The sequence below is a fragment of the uncultured Microscilla sp. genome (assembly GCF_947493425.1).
GTDB lineage: Bacteria > Bacteroidota > Bacteroidia > Cytophagales > Microscillaceae > Microscilla.
The window spans coordinates 18,368-38,770 of sequence record NZ_CANLRP010000050.1 but is presented as its reverse complement, the minus strand read 5'-3'; the positions used below and the strand labels follow the sequence as shown (position 1 = coordinate 38,770).

The 20,403-nt window shown below is 41.4% G+C and carries 16 protein-coding genes; 10 read left to right on the top strand and 6 right to left on the bottom strand.

The window, feature by feature from the left end; translation table 11 throughout:
* Nucleotides 1–177 precede the first annotated feature (177 nt).
* Entirely contained in the window at nucleotides 178–882 is a 705-nt protein-coding gene (locus tag Q0954_RS14665) for a hypothetical protein (RefSeq protein ID WP_299458107.1), read from the top strand.
* An 83-nt stretch (nucleotides 883–965) separates the two neighbouring features.
* Here the strand turns inward: Q0954_RS14665 and Q0954_RS14660 are convergent, their stop codons facing one another.
* Both Q0954_RS14660 and Q0954_RS14655 read right to left on the bottom strand, forming a co-directional pair.
* Nucleotides 966–2,909 (bottom strand): tetratricopeptide repeat protein, encoded by a 1,944-nt coding sequence (locus Q0954_RS14660; protein ID WP_299458105.1) that lies wholly within the window; start codon nucleotides 2,907–2,909, stop codon nucleotides 966–968.
* Nucleotides 2,910–3,316: 407 nt separating this feature from the next.
* Nucleotides 3,317–3,610, bottom strand: a complete 294-nt coding sequence (locus Q0954_RS14655; RefSeq protein WP_299458103.1) for an FHA domain-containing protein — start codon at nucleotides 3,608–3,610, stop codon at nucleotides 3,317–3,319.
* A gap of 387 nt (nucleotides 3,611–3,997) precedes the next feature.
* Between Q0954_RS14655 and Q0954_RS14650 the strand changes: the two genes are divergently transcribed.
* Nucleotides 3,998–4,204: a hypothetical protein gene (locus Q0954_RS14650; RefSeq protein ID WP_299458101.1), complete on the top strand. Its 207-nt coding sequence runs from the start codon at nucleotides 3,998–4,000 to the stop codon at nucleotides 4,202–4,204.
* A gap of 292 nt (nucleotides 4,205–4,496) precedes the next feature.
* A complete protein-coding gene (locus Q0954_RS14645; RefSeq protein ID WP_299458099.1) occupies nucleotides 4,497–5,069 on the top strand; it encodes a hypothetical protein in 573 nt (190 codons plus the stop codon).
* 114 nt (nucleotides 5,070–5,183) lie between these two features.
* On the opposite strand, the gene Q0954_RS14640 is transcribed toward Q0954_RS14645, so the two are convergent.
* From Q0954_RS14640 to Q0954_RS14625, 4 genes are all read right to left on the bottom strand, one after another.
* A complete protein-coding gene (locus Q0954_RS14640) occupies nucleotides 5,184–6,005 on the bottom strand; it encodes an enoyl-CoA hydratase-related protein (protein WP_299458096.1) in 822 nt (273 codons plus the stop codon).
* A gap of 422 nt (nucleotides 6,006–6,427) precedes the next feature.
* Entirely contained in the window at nucleotides 6,428–8,416 is a 1,989-nt protein-coding gene (locus tag Q0954_RS14635; RefSeq protein WP_299458093.1) for an amidohydrolase family protein, read from the bottom strand.
* A 188-nt stretch (nucleotides 8,417–8,604) separates the two neighbouring features.
* Complete coding sequence (locus Q0954_RS14630; RefSeq protein WP_299458091.1) at nucleotides 8,605–10,290, bottom strand: leucine-rich repeat domain-containing protein; 1,686 nt, start codon at nucleotides 10,288–10,290, stop codon at nucleotides 8,605–8,607.
* Nucleotides 10,291–10,590: 300 nt separating this feature from the next.
* Nucleotides 10,591–11,526 (bottom strand): SDR family oxidoreductase, encoded by a 936-nt coding sequence (locus Q0954_RS14625; protein WP_299458089.1) that lies wholly within the window; start codon nucleotides 11,524–11,526, stop codon nucleotides 10,591–10,593.
* A 159-nt stretch (nucleotides 11,527–11,685) separates the two neighbouring features.
* Here Q0954_RS14625 and Q0954_RS14620 point away from each other — a divergent pair, with 159 nt between their 5' ends.
* The 7 genes from Q0954_RS14620 (at nucleotide 11,686) to Q0954_RS14590 (ending at nucleotide 20,089) form a co-directional block, all read left to right on the top strand.
* Complete coding sequence (locus tag Q0954_RS14620) at nucleotides 11,686–12,459, top strand: class I SAM-dependent methyltransferase (protein WP_299458087.1); 774 nt, start codon at nucleotides 11,686–11,688, stop codon at nucleotides 12,457–12,459.
* A 219-nt stretch (nucleotides 12,460–12,678) separates the two neighbouring features.
* Nucleotides 12,679–13,422, top strand: coding sequence for an iron-sulfur cluster repair di-iron protein (locus Q0954_RS14615; RefSeq protein WP_299458085.1), 744 nt, complete (start codon nucleotides 12,679–12,681; stop codon nucleotides 13,420–13,422).
* A 145-nt stretch (nucleotides 13,423–13,567) separates the two neighbouring features.
* Nucleotides 13,568–13,984 (top strand): Holliday junction resolvase RuvX, encoded by a 417-nt coding sequence (gene ruvX, locus Q0954_RS14610; RefSeq protein ID WP_002700277.1) that lies wholly within the window; start codon nucleotides 13,568–13,570, stop codon nucleotides 13,982–13,984.
* A gap of 517 nt (nucleotides 13,985–14,501) precedes the next feature.
* Nucleotides 14,502–15,053, top strand: coding sequence for a peptide deformylase (gene def / locus Q0954_RS14605; protein WP_299458081.1), 552 nt, complete (start codon nucleotides 14,502–14,504; stop codon nucleotides 15,051–15,053).
* A 535-nt stretch (nucleotides 15,054–15,588) separates the two neighbouring features.
* Nucleotides 15,589–16,767: an imelysin family protein gene (locus Q0954_RS14600; RefSeq protein WP_299458079.1), complete on the top strand. Its 1,179-nt coding sequence runs from the start codon at nucleotides 15,589–15,591 to the stop codon at nucleotides 16,765–16,767.
* A gap of 712 nt (nucleotides 16,768–17,479) precedes the next feature.
* Nucleotides 17,480–18,886 (top strand): di-heme oxidoredictase family protein, encoded by a 1,407-nt coding sequence (locus tag Q0954_RS14595; protein ID WP_299458076.1) that lies wholly within the window; start codon nucleotides 17,480–17,482, stop codon nucleotides 18,884–18,886.
* A 105-nt stretch (nucleotides 18,887–18,991) separates the two neighbouring features.
* Nucleotides 18,992–20,089, top strand: a complete 1,098-nt coding sequence (locus tag Q0954_RS14590; RefSeq protein WP_299458073.1) for an imelysin family protein — start codon at nucleotides 18,992–18,994, stop codon at nucleotides 20,087–20,089.
* The last annotated feature ends 314 nt before the right edge of the window (nucleotides 20,090–20,403 follow it).

Sequence of the window (20,403 nt, the reverse complement as noted above, 5' to 3'; positions counted from 1 at the left end):
CCTACTAAAAATACTACTCCACACCAATTAAATACCAAAAAGTCTCTTCAGTATTGCTTTTGTAGGGTATTAAACACTGTACTGTATAAGCCTTGTAGGGTGCTCTCAATAGTTTTTTATCCCCTCCTCCCCTTCCTTTGCAACATCAAAAAATAATTAACCAAAACATAATTACTAATGATTACTTATAACAAACCTGTTCAGTTTTTACTCCTTGTATTGTCTTTTGTGGTTTTAGTTACCTCGTGTAGTAAAAAAGAAAGCATTGCTCCAGCAAACAATCAGGCGACACCTGTCACCCCCAGGGTTAACTTAAACACCTTGGCAAACAAGATTTCACAAGACCAGGATTTTAAGGCTTATATGCACACTTTGGCCAAGTTTTATATACTGCAAGGCGAAACTATAGAAAAGCGTTATAACGGTGATGTAAATGCGTATGAAAAAGCCATACGTGCCACACATAGCACACAAGCCCAACAAGGCTGGACAGCGGCAGGGGTAGCAACGTTGAGCGCCAAAATGGGGCTTGATACAAAGTTGTTGACTTTGTTGGTGCAAAAGCAACAAGCGGTAATGAAAAAATATCCGGAGCTAAGCCAGCTACGCCAGGAAGACCAAAACACTGTGGCCCAAAAAAGCATTCAACTGATGACCAACGACCCAGCAATGAGAATCGCTGCCAACTGTGGCGATGCTTGCTACAACGAGGCAATTGCTTGCCTTTGGGTAGCAGCTGGTACCGCAGGCACTGTATTTATAGGCTGTGTGGCTACTTGTGTTCCTTGTGCCATAGGTTGTGCCATTGGCGCGGGGCTGGTAGACATTGCTGCTGTTACGGCATGTGTATACCTGTACAAAGCTTGTTTGGCTCGCTGTTAAACAGTTTAATATAAGCAAACCCCCAATGCGCTGTACAATTTAAAGCTCATTGGGGGCTTTTTGATTTATTAAATCCTGCATTGCTATAATTGTTGTATAAACTGGCTGAGATCTTCTGTTTTGGTCAAACCTATCTTCTTTTTGAGGCGGTATTTTGCCACTTGTACACTTCTAAACTCTACGTGTAAAATACGCGCAATCTCTTTGTTGGTAAGTCCAATTCTAATATAAGCACATAGCCTTAAATCATGTTGCGACAAGTGAGAAAAACGTTGCTGCAAAAGACCAAAAAAGTTGGGGTGTACCTGGTTAAAGTGTATCTTCAAATGCTCCCATTCTTCTTCCAGGTGGTTGTTTTCTTGAATAATCTTTTTGATAGATTGAATATTACTGCTCAGTTTTGGGGGTACCTGATGCTGAAAAGAACTCAATTCGCCCTGGATATTGGTCAACACCTCGTTTTTGTGGTGCATCAATAAGGTAGAGGTGGCAAGTTCACGGTTTTTATACTCCAGGTCTAGCCTCAACCGCTTATTTTCTTCCTGTTTCAGCTTTTGCTCTACTTCCAGGCGTTGCCCTTCGGCCTTATGGCGCGCATTTTCTTGCGCCAAAGCCAGGCTTTTTTGCTGCAGTATTTTATGCCGCAACTGGTATCGGTTGTACAACAACACCACTACTAACACCGCCAACAACAGCCCGGCTACTGCTATATTGCGTAGCTTTCGCTGAAAAACAGTTTTCTGGCGCTGCATGTTCGTTTCTTTTTTCAACAAAGCAATGGCTTTTTGTTTTTGCTCTTCCTTATAGTGTTGCTCCAGCTTGGCTATACTTTCCGATTTTTCATTGTTAAATATACTATCGTTCGCCTTTTTATGCATTGCCTGATAATAATATGCCTGCCTAAAATCATTTAGAGCAGCATAGTTACGCGCCAACAACTGATAGGTAGCACTGGTTTCAAACAACGATGACGCCTGTTGCACCTTGGCTTCGCTTTGCTTCAGGTATTTTTCGGCTTGTGTGTATGCCTGCTTTAGATGGTACACTTCGCCTATGTTTCTCAACATAACCCCAGTAGCCAGTACATCACCTCGTTTTTGGGTATAATCGAGCGATTTCTTAAAGTAAGTAATCGCCAAATCGTATTGCAAAGATTTTCGATATAAATCGGCTATATTATGGTACAAAATAACCAACCTGCCATTGTCTTTAGTCTTTTGTTTAATGCGTAAAGCTTTGGTGTAATAGCCAATCGCCTGGTCATATTTTTTAAGACAAGTGTTGGCTATAGCCAAATTGTTGTAGGCTCCCGCAAGCAAATGACTATTATTGGTGTTAGCCACTACCTCTAGTGCTTCATGGGCAAGTTGTTCTACCTGGTCAAACTGCTCCAAATCGGTATAAGCAGTCGACTTTACCATCAATCCTTCATACTCCAAAGCAACCATTTGATAGTGTCGGGCAATTTTCAAGGCTTTGGCTATATACTCAAAAGCATAATCATAGTTTTTTTGCAAACGATGGAACTCTCCAATGCGAATGTTGGTATAACAAATTCTTTCAGGGTCGTTGAGTTGTTGGGCAAGCTTCAGTGCTTTATGATAAAGAGTACGTGCTTTGTGCTGTTTGTTTTTTTCTATCAGTACCGAGGCAATGCCATTCAAACAATCAATATGTGCTGCTACCAGCTGGTACTTTTGAGCCGTTGCCTCTCCCTTTTTAAACTGCTGCCAGGCTTTGTCAAAACTACGATAGCTCAGGTGTAGCTTGCCCTGTAGTACGTGCCCTTGAGCAACCCCCGCCATATCGTGGGCTTTGGAGGCAAGGGCTCCCCCTTTTTGGTAATACTGAATGGCTTTTTTGTATTCAAATTTATGGAGTTCACCCAATTGATAAAGTAGTTTTACTTTCTGAGGAATAGAGGAGGCTTGTTGCAGTTGAGCAGTAAGCTGTTCTATTTGTCGTTGGATTTTAGAATGAGGCTTTGACTGAGCAGTGGTTAGTACCAAACAGCATAACACTGTCATACATAAACAGATGCATATTTTTTTGGTGTCTGCTATACAACAGACCCAAGCAATGGGCAGGACTTTCATTTTTTATATTACTTCTGTGGTTAGTTCAAGAATCATTTCCCCAAAAACCACACCTATGATCAGGCAAGGCATATTACAGGCTCTTGAATTATCTATAATTAATCCGGCAAATCTAAACAAATTCAAGGAATGAAATCAACCCAGCGAAGTAAATTAGAAAAGTTGTCAATACTTTGTATATCTTTTTTAAATTTGTACCCCATCTATGCTGCTGTATGCAACCAAGGCACAGACATTACAACAATAAGGGAGTCACCAGAAAATACAGACTTTAATTTTTTAGTTACTCCCAACATCATCTGGTTATGCCACCAAAGTGCCCCGGTTTATAAAAATCTTTATTGGCGAGCAGGCGCTTTTGGGAAAGTTTTTGCGGGTTCGAACCGGTCGCTCAGGTAGGTTTGCCAAGGCACTATAGTTTTGCCTATTTTAACGGTATCTTTAGGCAATATTTGAAAGGGTTCATTGCCTATTTTGTTGCCGTTTACAAAAGTGCCATTGGTAGAGTTAAAATCTTGCACATAATACTCTTGTTTGTCGGTCAAGGTAAACGATGCATGCTTACCCGACACCTTATCATCAAACAAAATAATGTTATTGTCTGGCGCTCTGCCAACTGTTACTATTTTCATTGCATGTTTTTTTTACAGAGTTCTTCTTATAATCATATTTTTAAGGAGTATGTATACTCATTGCATTATAAATCTCTGAAAATATACATAACCCCCTTCAATTGAGCGCAATATCCTCAAAAAGTACTACAAAAAATAAAGAAACAGATAACTATTTTAGGTAGGGTAAATTCATTTTATAAGTATTAATACTTATAAATAGTCTTTTATTCCAAAACAGCGCAAAATACCCAAATAAAGCATAAGAAAATGTTATTTATTTGTTAAAACATCTATGGGCAAACCGAAGATTTAGCTCCAATTTCTTTGTTTTCTCATAAAAAAAATTAACTTGCGAATGCTTATTGCAAGGTATATCACACTTTTTAACTTTTAAAACTGATTATAATGAAAAGAAGTTTAAAAAACTTTGGGAATATTCAAGACCAATTATCTAACTACAACTTGAGAGACATTAAAGGAGGATTTAACCCCAAAAAGAACCCATTCGGCCCAGGAAGTTTTGGTCCTATGTTTATGTTGGGCTTTCCACCTAAAGACGATGACGACACTGGCCGTGCAGATGTAGACGATGAAATTAACACTGCTTTTTAATGTTGATTTAGTAATAAAGCAGAAAGGGAGCTGTTGATATTGTAAAACTTTTTGAACGATAAATATTACAGCTTTACATACACAACTAATTAACCCAAACCCTGCGAAACCCTAAAAACTTGTCTAAGTGTATTGTTGAGTGTATCACGCCTCACCTCTCGCTTAGACAAGTTTTATTTTTGCCCTTCTCTCCCTTCCTACCTCTTACTTTATTACCTCTACTGCTTGCTTTTCTGCTCCAAAAACTCCATTTTTAAGTACTCTAACATTCCTCATTCAAACGTTGAACTTTATGGCAGGAAAAATCAGCGATAAACTATTTACCAGACTGTTGTTTTTATTTATTTTCGTGGCCTGTTTATTTGTAAGTTTCAAAACTACCAAACGCCGCAAAGTAGCCGATGTTCAGCTGCCTATAGACTCTCTCAGCAAAACCAAGCCATTGGTAACTCCCTCATTTCCTGTGAAGAAAAAAGTAGGCATCTACAGTTTAACAATGTCGGTTTACCCTCACATGACCCATGTCAACGGTGATTTTATATACCTAATGGCTGAGATGTACGATAGTGAAGACCGTCGCATCAATGAGTTTGAAAACGAATATTGGTGGGAATCAGGACGAGACTCTGACGGTACCTGGACAGAAAAAGAAGAATCGGAATCGTGGATATTTAAAAACCGTCAAAAAAACGATTCACTTTACCTAGAGATTTACGGCGAAAAGTCACTCAGTAAAGGCGTATATTATAACCCCAAAAGTGTAAGAATACAAGTGTGGGAAGACCCACAAGCTGCCATAGCAAAATATTTTTTGGTAACAGGCATCGTGTTTTTGGTATTGTTTATCATTCTTCTTTTTATGTGATACCCTGAAGCCCAAGTACTCCACCACTTGAATTAATATCAATAGGTATTTTATAATTATTTATACCTACCAGGTTTTGAGACACCTGGTAGGTGCTGGCTAATATATCCTCTCCTACTCTCCTGTCCAGGCAGGCGCACGTTTTTCGGCAAAAGCCTTAAGTCCTTCCTGGGCATCCTTGGTCATAATGGTTTGCCCCAACATTTTGGCAAGGTAGGCCTGTTGCTCGCTCTCGCTGATGCTTCTCATTTCGTCAAACGCCTTAAGCCCCAAACGTACTGCTGAGGGCGAGTTGGCAAAAATCTCTTGTACCAAAGCATCTACAGCTTCGTCGAGCTTGTCGGGTGCTGCCAACTGAGTAACCAAACCCGCTTCCAAGGCTTCCTGAGCGCTTAGGCTTTTAGCCCTGATACAAAAATCAAGTACTTGACGGGAAGGCATAAACTTCATCAGGCTTGCCATTACCTGAAAAGGAAACAACCCACGTTTTACTTCAGGTAAGGTAAAAGTGGCCTCTTCGGTAGACACCACATAAGTACACCCTCCAATAAGCAAAAAGCCTCCAGCATATACTGGTGCGTGTACTTTAGCTATTACAGGTTTATGAATTTTGGTAAATAACTCTGCCATCACTATAGGAGTATCAGGCGTAGGAACAGTACTGTCGTTGGCTTCTTCTTTGCCTCGCATAGCCTTAAGGTCGGCTCCGGCACACCATACCTGTCCATTGGCAGCAAACACTACTGCCCAAATATGCGCATGGTGGTGAGCATAGCTCATGGCATAGGCATACTCACGTATCATAGTAGGGCTCATCGCATTGCGTGCCTTGGGGCGATTCAATGTAATAGTCAATAAATGGTCTTTTTCTTCTACTGTAATGTAAGCAAAAGTTTGTTCTTGCAGGTTGGCAGTTTGTTCTTTGGTATAATTCATTGTTTTAATTTTTGTTATTTTGGTTTATCTAAGGAACGGTGTCAAAATAAATTTACACTCTGAGAGGTGATCTTGCGCCTTGATACTTCGTTATTTTTATTGCCCGTAGCGCTGCTATGGGCGCAAAAAATAGCCTCGTCTCAAAACAAAACCTCTACCTCAAGAATGGTAATTTAATTTCTCACCATTCCTAAGTTGGTAGCCTTCGCAGGCATGGACTTGGATACTGATGTAATCAATCGGTACCGTAAGTCTTCACCTGTTTGGCCACCCTGAGCTCACAGGCTTGGTTTATAAGCAACTATCAATTGTATAACACAATTATTTTCAAACACTTATAACTCCAATAATTGAGCGTCAATTGTATACAGTTTTTCTTAATTTTTCGAAAAGTAAAAAACTACAAGTTAAAAAGCTATCTATTAAAAATACTTCACAGATACCGCTTTGAACAACTCTTTGGTGTAGTAAATATCTTGGTTTTTGATCGTAATGGCTACTTTGCCCACATCTGCAATGTTTTTGAGTGGGTTACCACTGATCAAGATAATGTCAGCAGCTTTGCCCTTGGCTATAGTACCATAGTTGGTGGCTTGACCTGCCACCTTTGCCGAGGTAATGGTGGCCATTTTGAGTACCTCTGCTGCCGGAATACCCGCTTTTACATAATTTTCAAGTTCACGATGCAAAGTAAAACCCACAAAACTATCGGTACCCGGCACTACCGTGATGTTATTTTGGTGCATTACTTTTACCATTTTGAGCATATTGGCAAAAGATTTTTCGTAATTAGCTCCCTGACCTTCGGGTACTTCAAGCGATGAGCCAGCCTTCATAGCGCGCTGTATGTTCAAAGGCAAACGTTTGGCTACTCTTTTCATCGAAGGACGAAACTCACCTTTGGCGCCTACAAACATATTTTCAAATATAGTAACTGTGGGGTCAATCACTACATTTTTTTGCTTAAGCAATTGTACAAATGCCTTCAACTGGGGCGAGTCAAAATCAAATTGATGCCCGCGTTGTGCCACCGCGCTAAACCTGACAGGGGTACGAGTATCTAGTTTTTTGCCATAAAAGTTTAAAAACAGCATATTGGCGTGCTGTATTTCATTGTAGCCCGCCTTTACCGCTTCTTCGGCAAGCATAAACGATGGAATGTGTCCACTTACCCTCATTTTGAGGCGATGAGCTTCTTCGGCAAGTGGCTTTACCCATTCGGGTTTCAAAGAGCTATACAACTTAATTTGCTGATACCCTTTATTGGCATACGCCTGCACCGCCGCAATGCCTTCTTTTACATTGTGTACTTTGCTACCTATGGGACCTGCATATTTGCCTGCTCCATCTATAAAGCCAGCCATTGCCTGAATACGTGGTCCCAGTACTGTACCCGCCTCTATAGCCTTTTTGCGGGCAAGCAATGCCTCACTGTTGCCCATGTCGCGTACATTGGTTACCCCACAAGCAAGGTGTAGCAACCCGTCGGTTTCGCTGGTGTAGTGCACGTGCATGTCCCACAAGCCAGGCATGGCAAACTTCCCTCTGGCATTGATCGTTTGGTAGCCTTCAGGAGCCTTCAGTTTTTTGCCATAAGCTACTTGTTGAATCTTACTTTTAGCGATTAAAATACTACTTTTAGGGTGCAGTTTACCAGACACTGGGTCAAACACCTGGGCATTGGTAATAAGCAACCCTTTGGCGATCTTATGGCGCAGTTGAGAGGCCAGCTCTTTGTAATAACTATCACGGTACATTTTTATAATCTTGTACAATTCTTTGATAAAGCCCTCATAGCCCAGCTTGACCATAGAAAACCACTCGCCCGGAGCAGCAAAAAACTCATTATTCTTGTTCAGCCATATATAATTGGGTGCCAGTCCCAGCCCACTTATTCTCACCAGCTTTATTTTTCTGCCATCGCGTAAAATATGATTTTGCAACACCTTAAGGGTAGAACTACCACTGGGCAAATGCTGAATGACGCGTTTAGGGTGGTTAAAATAAGCCTGGTATGAAGTGCCCACCGAAATATTGAGGGCTACATATTGTGCTTTTTTTCGCACCCCTTCTTTGCCCTTTTCTACATTATTTTCCCAAAAAGCCTCATCCCGTTTAAAACCATACCTTTCGTATACTGGCTTTTTATAATAATCTACCCCTCGTGCATCTATCATGGTAATGTAACCATCTTTGTCGTAACTGTAAGTACCTACTGTGCTATCGCCTCGCCCCCGGTCATTGAACTGACGCCATTCGGAGAAGGTGTCATCTACATTTTTCCATTTTTTCAAAAAGCCTACTTGTTTTGTACCCATCGTTATCGACCACCGGGTAGTATCGGGTTTTTGGGCATGGCTTACGCCAAAAACCCACCACAAAGTAAATAGCAGGAATAGTGTTTTTTGCATAATTTTATATTTTGTGTAATCAATTTGGATGCATAAAAACACGAATATAGGCATTATGACCAAACGAAGGTTGAATACAAGGCAGGAATTCAAAAAAGGTGGGCAATCGAAAGTAAGAAGCATAAAAAAACGAGTGACAGTATTGGTTCCATCACTCGTTTTTTATTTTGTTTTATTTCTGCTATTCGCTAAAGCGCTACCTCGGCATAAGAGCCACTCACGTTGCCCGACGTATGTGGGTCTATGGGGTTCTCCTGAATGTTGACCTCTTCGAGGTTGGATAATTCGCTCAAAATGCTTATATCTTTTACCTTATTTGAGTACAAATTAAGCTGCTTTAAACGCTTCAGATTTTTAAGCGGCGTCAAGTCAGTAATTTGGTTATTACTCAAATCCAGTTTTTCCAGGTTGGTCAAAAACTGAAGATCACTGATTTGGGTCAAACCTTTGGCACTTAAGTCCAAGTGGTTTTGGTACAAGAACTGGTCTAGCTGATCAACATCTATTTGAATATCGTTGATTTGCAACAAACCCAAGCTCTTGAAAGTACGCAATACCTGTACATCGTGGGCATCTATCTTAAGCAATGCCGCGTGTTTGATTTTTTCGAGCTCGGCAGGTTTTATATTCACAAAATCCTTGCTCTTGCCTGAATCATAGGTTTTATAGCGTCCAAATAACGATTTGGCTTTCTCAAAAAACATTTCTTTACGCAATTGTTCGCCCTGTTCCAGGTCGCTCAGGTCGAGCTGTTTGGCAAACTGTAGATTATAAAAAGCCTCGGTTACCAGGAAATACTCCAGGATAGATTTGTGGGCAAAAGTACACTGATGCAACGTGTTCATATGCAACAATGCCCTTGTTTTGAGCTCAAGCGTACCCAAATCTACATTGTTTTGCTCAGCCAGTACTTTTAGTTCATCATCAGTAATCACAAAACCACCTCGGCGCTTGCGGTGTGTGTACATGTCAATGGCCACTTCACGCGAAAACTTGTACAAGTCGCGGCGATACTTTTCTTTGTTTGTTCCCCGGCGTTGTACCTCACGTTCTATCCATTTGGCAATCAGTTCAGTATAAATCTGATAAGTAGAGCTGTAATTGTCCCGGCTTTTGATGAGGTCGTCAATATAGCGCAACAACATAGGGCGCACCATGAGGTTGGGTGAGTGCAACACTATTTTTTCGGCTTTTTTGCGCTTCAGAATGTTCAAAAACGAGTAGTTCTTCTTAAGGTATGTTTTGATGTCTTCTTCGTTGAAAGGAGACAAGTAAAGCTTTCGAAACTGGTAAGTATTTTCTTTGTATTTAAACTTTAACAGACCAGTTTCTCCTGATTCTTCTTCTTCGCGCGGAAAAAACTGGGTACGACAGGTAAAAACCACTTCTTTAAAATCAGCCACTTTTTGCAGAATGTAGTGCAGCCTTTTTTGATGAGCCTTGATAGCGTCACTGTCTTCGTCAAATGCGTCTAATAATAAAATGGTATTGGGGCGTTCTGCTTTTGGAATTTTCTCTACCTGCTCCATTGCATTAGGAAAACTCAACGGAAAGATTTTGATTTGATAATCGGTATCTGCCAGTTTTTCGGCGTATTTGGTGTACAAGTTCAACATAAAAGTTGTTTTACCCATTCCGGCCTCTGCCAAAATGATATAAAACTTATCTCGGTACATCGAGTCTTTGATGTTGCGATTGATAAAAAACGGAATCAATAACTGTCGTGTAACAAAGGCAAACTGATTGTCAGGATTGTTCTCTAAGGTGGGGGCTATATTCTGACAGTGCGTAGGAACATAGTATTTGAGTGCGCGCTTTATTTCGTATTTTGTGTAGTAAGCGTACAGCCCATTTTTTGTTTCTTGTAGGCTCATTGTTTCTAAAGCTTATAGGGTTAGGCAAATTAACAATCATACAAGCTCCACGCATTTTTTTTTGTACGATTAAAAATCAATAAAATTATTTAGGTTTTTAAAACATCAAAAACCGCCTTTATTGATTCAATTTGCTCATTTAAAATAATATATCACTGGGAAGAACAAAAATTGAGCAGAAAATGCTATAACAACAAAAATAGCGAAATGTATACGCAAAAAAAAGCAAATTGATTAAACAATATCAAGATTTTCGCGCATACACCCCTATTTTCTGGCATACTTTATAGTAGCCCACCCCTATACTGTGGCCTTGAGCTGTTGATCAAGAATGGCAATGCCTTCATCGAACGAACGCGGTGCATAATTGAGTTGTTGGATTGCTTTATCAAGAATAAACCCAGTTTTTGGTGGTCTTTTGGCAGGCTGCGAAAACCGTGAAGCATCAGTTTTTACAATTAATGAAGCATCAAGGTTAAAGTATTTTGCGGTTTTAATCGCCATTTCGTAGGGCGTCAGAAAATCTTTGCCCGATATGTTAAAAATACCACTAATTTTCTTGTCGGCCATCAAAAAGCACCCCATCGCAAGGTCTTCGGCAAGGGTAGGCGTGCGCCATTGGTCATCTACTACATGAATGGTTTTGCCCTCTTCAAGCGATTTTTTTACCCACAAAATGATGTTCGAGCGACTCATAGCCTCGGTTATACCATACACCAGCACGGTACGAGCAATGCTCCACTGTATATTGCTTGCCAGTAAAGCCTGTTCAGCGGCTAGTTTACTTTCGCCATAATAACTTACCGGGTTGGCGGTGGCTTCTTCGTGGTAAGGACCAGCTGCCCCATCAAATATAAAGTCGGTAGACAAATGAACTAAGAAAGGCGCCTGTCCTGCTTGCTTTAACTGTTGGCAAGCCTCTATCAAATACTCTACACTGTTTACATTGAGCTGCCAGCACAAGTCACGTTGAGTCTCACAGTCATCAACCTGGGTCATGGCAGCAGTGTGTATCACAGCATCTGGTTTAAACTCGGTCAGGGTGGCTATTATTTCTTCACGGTTGGTAATGTCCATGGACTGGTAGCGCAGGTTGGCACTGGTGATAGAGCAACGATTGTTGCCACGCGAAGTAGCCAGTACTTCTACTGTAGTATTATAAGGCGACGTAATAAGTAATTGCTGGAGCTTTTGGCCTAATAAACCGTTGGAACCAGTAATGAGTATTTTTTGCATTTGAAAAATGTTTTTGAGAATAGCAAATCAGGTGCAAAGCTACCAATAAGTGCTCTAAATACAACTTTTATCGTTGGCAGAAGTCACTTGTGTATTTTGTTTGCTTCATTTTTTCAGACTTTAGCCGTAGCTTTGTAGTTACATTTGATTTTGACCTTCATGAAAAAACTCATTAGCTGGATCATTAGACGAGTTCCAAGAAAGTATTTACAAATTATAAGCCCGCTGGCGCTCAAAGTTTTGGCCATATTTTACCGGGGAAATAAGGTACACTGCCCAGTATGTAGCAAAAATTTCAAGAAGTTTCTGCCTTATGGCAGGGGTGAGTCGGCACGAAACAATGCTTTGTGTCCCAATTGCTTATCGCTGGAGCGGCACCGCCTGATGCATTTGTACTTAAAAGAAAAAACCAATTTTTTTAATGATCAACTCAAGGTATTACACATTGCTCCTGAGGCTTGTTTTATCAAACGGTTTGACAAAATGCCTAACCTCGACTATATCACGGCCGACTTAGAGTCGCCGCTTGCCAAGGTAAAAATGGATGTGCATGACATTCCCTTTGACGCAAATACTTTTGACGTGGCTTTTTGCAACCACGTAATGGAACATGTAGATGATGACATCAAGGCAATGAGTGAGATTCACCGTGTACTAAAGCCTGGTGGTTGGGCTATTATTCAAGTGCCTTTTATCGCAGAAGGGCTAGAGCTTACTTACGAAGATGCCAACATTACCAGTCCATCGGAGCGTTTCAAGGCTTTTGGACAAGAAGACCACGTACGCATGTATGGTACCGACTATGGCATACGTTTGCAACAGGGTGGTTTTGAAGTAATAGAAGATGATTATGTGATGCATCTGGACAAGGCATTGGTAGAAAAATATTCATTGCCTTCTAAAGAAATTGTGTATTTGTGTAAAAAGGTTTAATTTTTTATTTTTGCTAAGCACTTTCTATATAGCAAGTAGCCGCAAGCCTTGAATGCCAATACATATTGGTATAATTAACGATCAGCTAAAAGTAAGGCTAACTCGCTCATCATAAGCTAACAATAACTACTTGTTAGCCGTATTTAATGCTGTATTAGTACTTATTTACTTTATCTATTACTATATCATCTTACAGTCTCAAAATTTAGGAACAAGTATATGAGGTTAGTGGCCAAAAAAATAAACGAACTAGTGACCGAAAATTATGTATACGCTGCTGTATTACACTATTTTGGTATTGAGTTCTACAATTACTCAGACGATACGCTTGCTCAGGTTTGTAAGGCGAGAAATCTCAACGTAGAAAAGGTAGTGAGTAGCCTTGAGGCTATCCATCACCAACCTAAAGAACTTCCCCTCAATACTTACCCGGCAGACTTGGTGATTGAGTACTTGCGTCATGCCCATTATGTGTTTATCAACGAAAAGTTGCCTTATATGGCGTCGTTGATTGAAAACCTTGACCCTCAAACAATAGGAAACGCTCATACTATCCGCGATCTTCAGTTACTCTTTCCTTTATTTGCCGAAGATTTCATTCATCATATCCATGAAGAAGAAGATACTTTTTTCCGATATGTAATGCTTTTAATGGGTGCCTCACAAGGGCATTACAATGCCAGCAAGTTGCATTATGAAATGGAGAAAAATCAAGTGCATTTGCTTGCCATTGAGCACGACACTCACGATGACGAAATGAAGGGCATCAGAGATATTACCAACAATTACTACCTTGACCACAATGCTCACTTACACCTGCGGGTACTTTTTATGGAGTTACAGGCATTGGAAAAGGACTTGCAGGTACATGCCAAAATAGAAAATCAAATTCTGTTTCCCAAGGCATTGCAGCTGGAACTAAAGGTAAAACAGATGCTTAAAAAACGTCATCACTATAACTAAACCCTTGATTTTGTGCCCTCCAGGGTTATATAAATAAAATTAACTATTGAATCGCGCGCTAATCAGTAGAGATTTGTCTAATTTTGTGCAGTAGATGGGACGATAACCCAATTTACAAAATAATGTTTCTAACTAAATTGTTGATATGCCGCGTATTGTTGCCATTGACTATGGAACCAAAAGGGTAGGATTGGCGGTGACTGATCCACTCAAAATTATTGCTACTGCCTTAGACACTGTTCACTCAAAAGATGTTATCCAGTTTTTGAAAGACTACCACGAGCAAGAAGGCATTGAGTTGTTTGTAGTAGGCATGCCCAAACGATTGGACGGCACCGAAAGCCATGCTACCAAACACGTAGAAGCTTTTCTTAATTTACTCAAGAAAAATTTCCCGGACACGGATATAGAAACTCACGACGAGCGATTTACCTCTAAAATAGCCCTCAATGCAATGATTGCCGGGGGTACTACGAAGAAGTATCGCCGCGAAAAGGGCAACATAGACAAGGTGAGTGCGGTAGTCATATTGCAGTCTTACCTGGAGAAAATGCAGTTGTGATAGTTTAAGTGGTTTTATGGTTCGCGAAACGGGGTTTTTATAGTTTTCAATTAAGAATTAGGAGCGTACGTGGGTTTAATTGATCATAAGTGAATTATGCCAGGAAAATAAACTTTGCCAATAAAATTTTCCACTCAAAAAGCCTTTAATTCACGCTTGTTTACACTTCATAAGGGCAAACTCCCGGACTTTCATTGTATTATAGCAAGGGGTTTAAATATACATCGGCACCTAAGGATTTACCCTGTGGGGGCTATGGGCTAAAGCACCCCCATAACTTTCAGTCAAACAAGAGCTAAGCAAACCACAAAACTTTTAACTACGCTTTTTATAAATTGCTAAAAATCAATGTGATAGAAAAAGTGTAGCTACTTAGGGAACAAGGTATACCTAGAACCTTGCACCTAGTCCCTAGTGGAGGCTATGCCGACATCCCGTTTACGGGGAACCTTGTCGGGGCTACGGACTACTAATCTATCGACTAAAGTATAAGTAATAATAAAAATTTTGATATACAATGATTTATCCGATTGTGGCTTACGGTGACCCCGTATTGAAGAAAAAAGCTGAGGAAATAGAGCCAGGGACTGACATAAGTGAACTGGTAGAAAATATGTTTGAAACCATGTATGAGGCACACGGCGTAGGGCTGGCGGCTCCGCAAATAGGCAAAAGTCTGCGTTTGTTTGTGATTGATCCTGAACCAATGGATGAGGCGTTACAAGACATGAAAATGGCTTTTATTAACCCGGTGATACTGGAAGAAGAAGGTACCGAATGGGCATTTGAAGAAGGTTGTTTGAGTATTCCTGACATAAGAGAGAATGTAAGCCGACAGCCTAAAATTCGTATCAAATACTTTGACCTCGACTGGAAAGAACACGAAGCAGAGTATGATGGTATGGCAGCAAGGGTGATTCAGCACGAATACGACCATATAGAAGGGGTATTGTTTACCGATTACCTTTCGGGTTTTAAGAAACGTTTGCTCAAGTCGCGCCTTACCAAAATAAGCAAGGGCGATGTGCGGGTTGATTACAGGATGCGTTTTCCGGCAGCGAAAAAGTAAATGTGCTGTATTATAAAGAATTGACCAGCCGTGGGTGTTACCAACATCTGCGGTTTTTTTTTGGTCGATCGCTGAATATCTTCTTAGGAATGGTGTAAAAATAAAGTTCTAACGCCAAAATATTTTGTTGGCAGGAGAGGCAAAAAAACGCGGCATAGCAGCGCTACGACAAGTTTTTTTAACGAATTCTGTCAGCGAAAGATGAGGTTAAGAATGTAAATTTATTTTGGTACCATTCCTTATCAATATATATTGGCATTATGTGTTGTCATTCTACCATCATACAATTTTAACATGCCTACACCAATTTTTTGACCTCCTACCGATGTACATTGGCAAGCGCACCTACCGGATGAAAAAAAATATCAAAAAATAATTTTATTATAATTGACTGATTCTCACAATTGAGTAAAGCGAATGTATGCTCGAGTGGGTGGTGGGTGATGGACTAAATGCGGTAGACTGTTGATTATTTGAATAAAATAATTTTATATTTGCCGTATTATTTTTAACAAGTCTAAATAAGGATAGCACAATGCGACTTACTAAAGTATTACCCCTGCTGGTATTTGTAATGTTACTCAATGCCTGCAAAAAAAAAGAAGAAACTACTACTCCTACCCCTAACCCCACTCAGGTAATTGAGGTATTGACAACTTACGCCAACATAGCTTATCAGAGCTATAGCGATAGCTATGATAAGGTGGCAGCGCTCAAAACAAGTATTGACGCTTTTGTGGCCAACCCCGACCAAACCAAGTTTGATGCTGCCAAGCAAGCCTGGAAAGACGCCCGCGAACCCTATGGGCAAACCGAGGTTTTTCGTTTTTACGAGGGTCCTATCGACAACTCTGCTACTGGACCAGAGGGGGCAATCAACGCATGGCCACTGGACGAAAATTTTATAGATTATGTAGCGGGCAATGCCACAGCTGGGATCATCAATGATGTAACCCAGACCATTGATGCTGCTACATTGAGAAGTAATAATGAAAAAGGTGGTGAAAAGAATATCAGCATTGGCTACCATGCCATTGAGTTTTTGTTGTGGGGACAAGACACCAACCCTGGTGGCGACTACAGTAACGCCGGACAACGTGCTTTTACTGACTATACTACGGCTACCAATGCCGACCGACGCAAAAAATATTTGCAGGTAACGATTGATTTATTGCTCGAAGACTTAAAAACAGTGAGAGATGCCTGGGCAGAAGGTGCCAGCTACCGCATTAGTTTTATAGGGGATGGTAACAAGTCGGTAGTAAGAATTTTGACCGGCATGGGTAGCTTGTCTGAAGCAGAGCTTGCCGGAGAGCGTATGAAAGTAGCTTTGTTTAATCACGACCAGGAAGACGAACACTCTTGCTTTAGCGATAACACTCACCGCGATATAGTAACCAATGCTCAAGGGATTTATAATGTATACTGGGGTACTTACGGCAGTATCACGGGCAAGGGCATTGCCTCGTTGGTAGAGGTAGCAGACAAAGAGCTATATGCCCAAATAAAAACCGAGCTGGAAGCTACTAAAGCCGCTACAGTTGCCATTCAAGCACCCTTCGACAAGGAAATAAGCCAGGGCAATACTGCTGGAAACCAACGCGTGGAGGCAGCTATTACCGCTTTGAGAGCCCAAACCCGCTCTATTGAGTTGATTGCTCAAAAGCTCAACTTAGGCAACCTTACGCTGGAAACTTCTGACGCTTTGAAATAAGTTTATAAAGCTACAAGCAATAATACCTGCCAGGTAGGCTGTTAAGAATCTGGTAATTTCTTCCCCACGTTTTTGGTTTAGAAATACCATGAGATTATCACAACTTTCAAGGAATTGTTTGCCTACCTTGATTGGATAAACCAAAACTGATTTTTCTTTAAAATATACCCTGTAACGTAGTAATGGCTATTTTTGCAGGAAAAGAAAAATTTGGGTATCTTGTATTAGACAAAGAATGTTTACCTTATTTTTAAAATCATAAAAGTTTCCTCAAAAACGTGGGGCACTTTTTTAAAATTCTTAACAGCCTACCTGCCAGGTTTTTGAAACTTGGCAGGTATTATTGCTTGTTTTATACCTATCCAAACGGTTAATTGCAGTTTACTTATGCCCAATAGTCCATAGTATTTAGTCGATAGTCCATAGCTGATTCGAGTAAATGTTCACCTTGTTAAATGCTGTAAACCAGTATTTTATATTGAGATTGTGTACTCACTTTATTTTTAAAAGTGTTTCGGTTTTATGCCTAAACACCCAATTAAATAGTTTTTAAATTCATCAATGACTGATAACCGAGCCTCTGGCGAGTCCTTAGATACCGATGTATATCGGTGCTCAACGAAGTTAATCAGCAAACAACTTTGACTAAAATCACTGCGGACTATTGTTATGCCTCTATGCAAAGATTTCAATAACTGCCAATTCCCTACCAATGAAACATATCAGATCCCTTACGCTTTTTCTTAGTTTACTGGCTTACTGTAGTGTAGTTTTTATAAGTTGCCAGTCAGAAACAGAAATGTTGATGCCCGAAGAGAATGAAGAACTTTCGGGAGGCGAAACTACGGTTTTTGCCAGCAGCACCAAGGCTTTTGACAAGTCGGTGCGCAACCTGAGTAATGAAAATTTTGACCATTTTTTTGTCGGCAACTCGTTTTTCCGCAACCCCTGGGTATCGGCGCCTGCCTCTACTACCGCTCGCGATGGCTTGGGACCATTGTTTAATGCGGTGTCGTGTGCGGGGTGCCACGTAAACGACGGACGAGGCACACCGCCTGCTCCGGGTGGGGTGTTTGAGTCTATGCTTATTAGGCTGAGTATTCCGGGGCAAACCGAACACGGAGGGCCTCTGGGTGACCCAATATATGGCAACCAGCTCAACAACAAGCATATACTGGGGGTAAAGGCAGAGGGCAATGTAGCACTAAGCTATGTAGAGATTGCGGGGAAGTTTGATGACGGCGAAACCTATTCCTTACGCAAGCCTGTGTATACCTTCAAAAACCTGGGTTATGGCGCCATGTCGCCGCAAATACTTTTTTCGCCCAGGGTGGCTCCTATGATTCCTGGCTTGGGGCTACTACAGGCGATCAACGAAACAGATATTTTGGCGCAAGCCGATCCTAATGATATAAACAAGGATGGGGTGTCGGGGCGCCCCAACTATGTGTGGGATGTGGTGAAAGAAAAAAAGACGCTGGGCAGGTTTGGCTGGAAAGCCAACAAACCTACGCTCAAACAACAAGTAGCGGGGGCTTTTTTGGGCGATATGGGCATTACTTCGCCTTTGTTTCCTAACGAAAACTGTACTTCGGGGCAAATCAACTGCCAACAGGCACCCAATGGGGGTAGCCCTGAGATAAGCGCCGAAAACCTGGACGCGGTAACGGCTTATAACCATTTGGTGGCGGTACCTGCACGCCGCAACTGGCAAGATGGTGAAGTGCTTAAGGGCAAGGCGTTGTTTCGCAAAATTGGTTGTATGACTTGCCACACGCCTAAGTTTACAACGGGTACTCTTGAGGGCTTTCCAGAACTGTCGGGGCAGGTCATTCGCCCTTATACCGATTTGTTGTTGCACGACATGGGCGACGGTTTGGCGGACAATCGCCCTGATTTTGAGGCAACAGGTAAAGAATGGCGTACTCCGCCTTTGTGGGGCATTGGCTTGGTACAAACGGTAAATGGACATACCAATTTTATGCACGATGGACGGGCACGCGGTTTACAAGAGGCTATTCTTTGGCACGGTGGTGAGGGTGTTAAAGCGAAGGAGGCGTACATGAGGTTGTCGAAAGGTGACCGTCAGGCGGTCATTAAGTTTTTGGAATCGCTTTAGAGCAAATTCGGGGCTGGGATTTACCGAGCCTTCTTATTATACTATTTGCAAATATAATAAAAACAAACACTGTGGGCTATTGATGATAGTCTGCGAAATAAACTGATGAAAAGAAATATACTACTTTATATCTGCTGCCTGTGGGGTTTGCTGGGCTGTATTAAACAAGAGCAAGAAGGTTATAACCGTCAACTCATTCTGGAAAATGTGGGGAATAATATCATTGTGCCACAATTAAACACTTTGCAGCAAAAGATGAGCACTTTGGTAAAGGCTGCCCAGGCTTTTGAAACCGAAACTACTGCCGAAAACCTGCAATTGGTGCGCAATGCCTGGCAAGCCGCAACGCTACAATGGGAACGCTGTGCTTTTTTTAACTTTGGCCCTATCAAAATGCAGGAAACCAGCCTCAAAATCGACTTTAACCCTGCCCGTACTCATATCATTGAGAGTGTGTTGGGCGATGCTTCTATCATGCTCGACCAGGCTTATGTGGCTACACTGGGGGTTGCCGCCAAGGGGTTTCCAGCCATCGAGTTTTTGCTGTTCGACCACGAAAAAACACTGGAACAAATGCTTGCTTTGTTTACTACCGATGCTCAAGCCATTCGCCGAAAGGCTTATGTAAGGGCAGCAGCACAAAACATTGAAGTGCAAGTGACGGCAGTAGCGCAGGAGTGGGCAAATAACGGGGGCAATTATCTTCAGACTTTTATTAAAAATAGTCAGGGAGGCAACGATGCCGTCAATACACTTGCCAATAAAATGATTGAAACGGCAGAAATTGTTGCCAATACCAAACTGGGTGTGCCGCTGGGGGTGCAACTCAAGGATGGCAGCCCTCAACCCGAAAAAACGGAGGCTTGGCGCAGTAAAACTTCGCTGGCGCACTTGGTGGCAAACCTGGATATGATGACGATGGTTTTTAAGGGTGATTTGGGCGATGGTTTTGATGATTACCTCAATGCATTGAAAGCGTCGGGCAGTGGGCAATCGCTTGCCAATCGTATAGTGGCACACATTGCCAAAACCAAACAGGCGGTGCTTGCCATTCAACCTACTTTGTATGAGGCTGTAAGTGCTGACCAAACACAAACAAAAGCAGCGTATGAGCTTGCCCGTGAGCTAGTGGTACTTATCAAGGTAGACATGATGAATGCACTGGGGGGCATTGTGACGTTTAATGACAATGATGGGGACTAGTGCTCTGGGTACTAAAATCCTTTCACATATTTCGGCTTCTTTTGCCTGCTGACTTCACCTAAAAAAACTCACGTAGCTTAAGCTATGCTCGTTTTTTGGAGGTTTGACAGCTACCAAAATAAACTCGAAATAGTGTATAAACTACTTAGTTCCCAAAGCACTAGGGCTTGGATAGCCTCAAGGTACAAGCGACAAGTCACAAGCTTGGGGCTATAGTAGCTTCAAACTCCCCACCTCATCCACCAATTTTATAAAACGCTAAAAATCAGTGTAATATAAAACCACGAAAGTTTGTAGAACAGCTTCAACTTGGC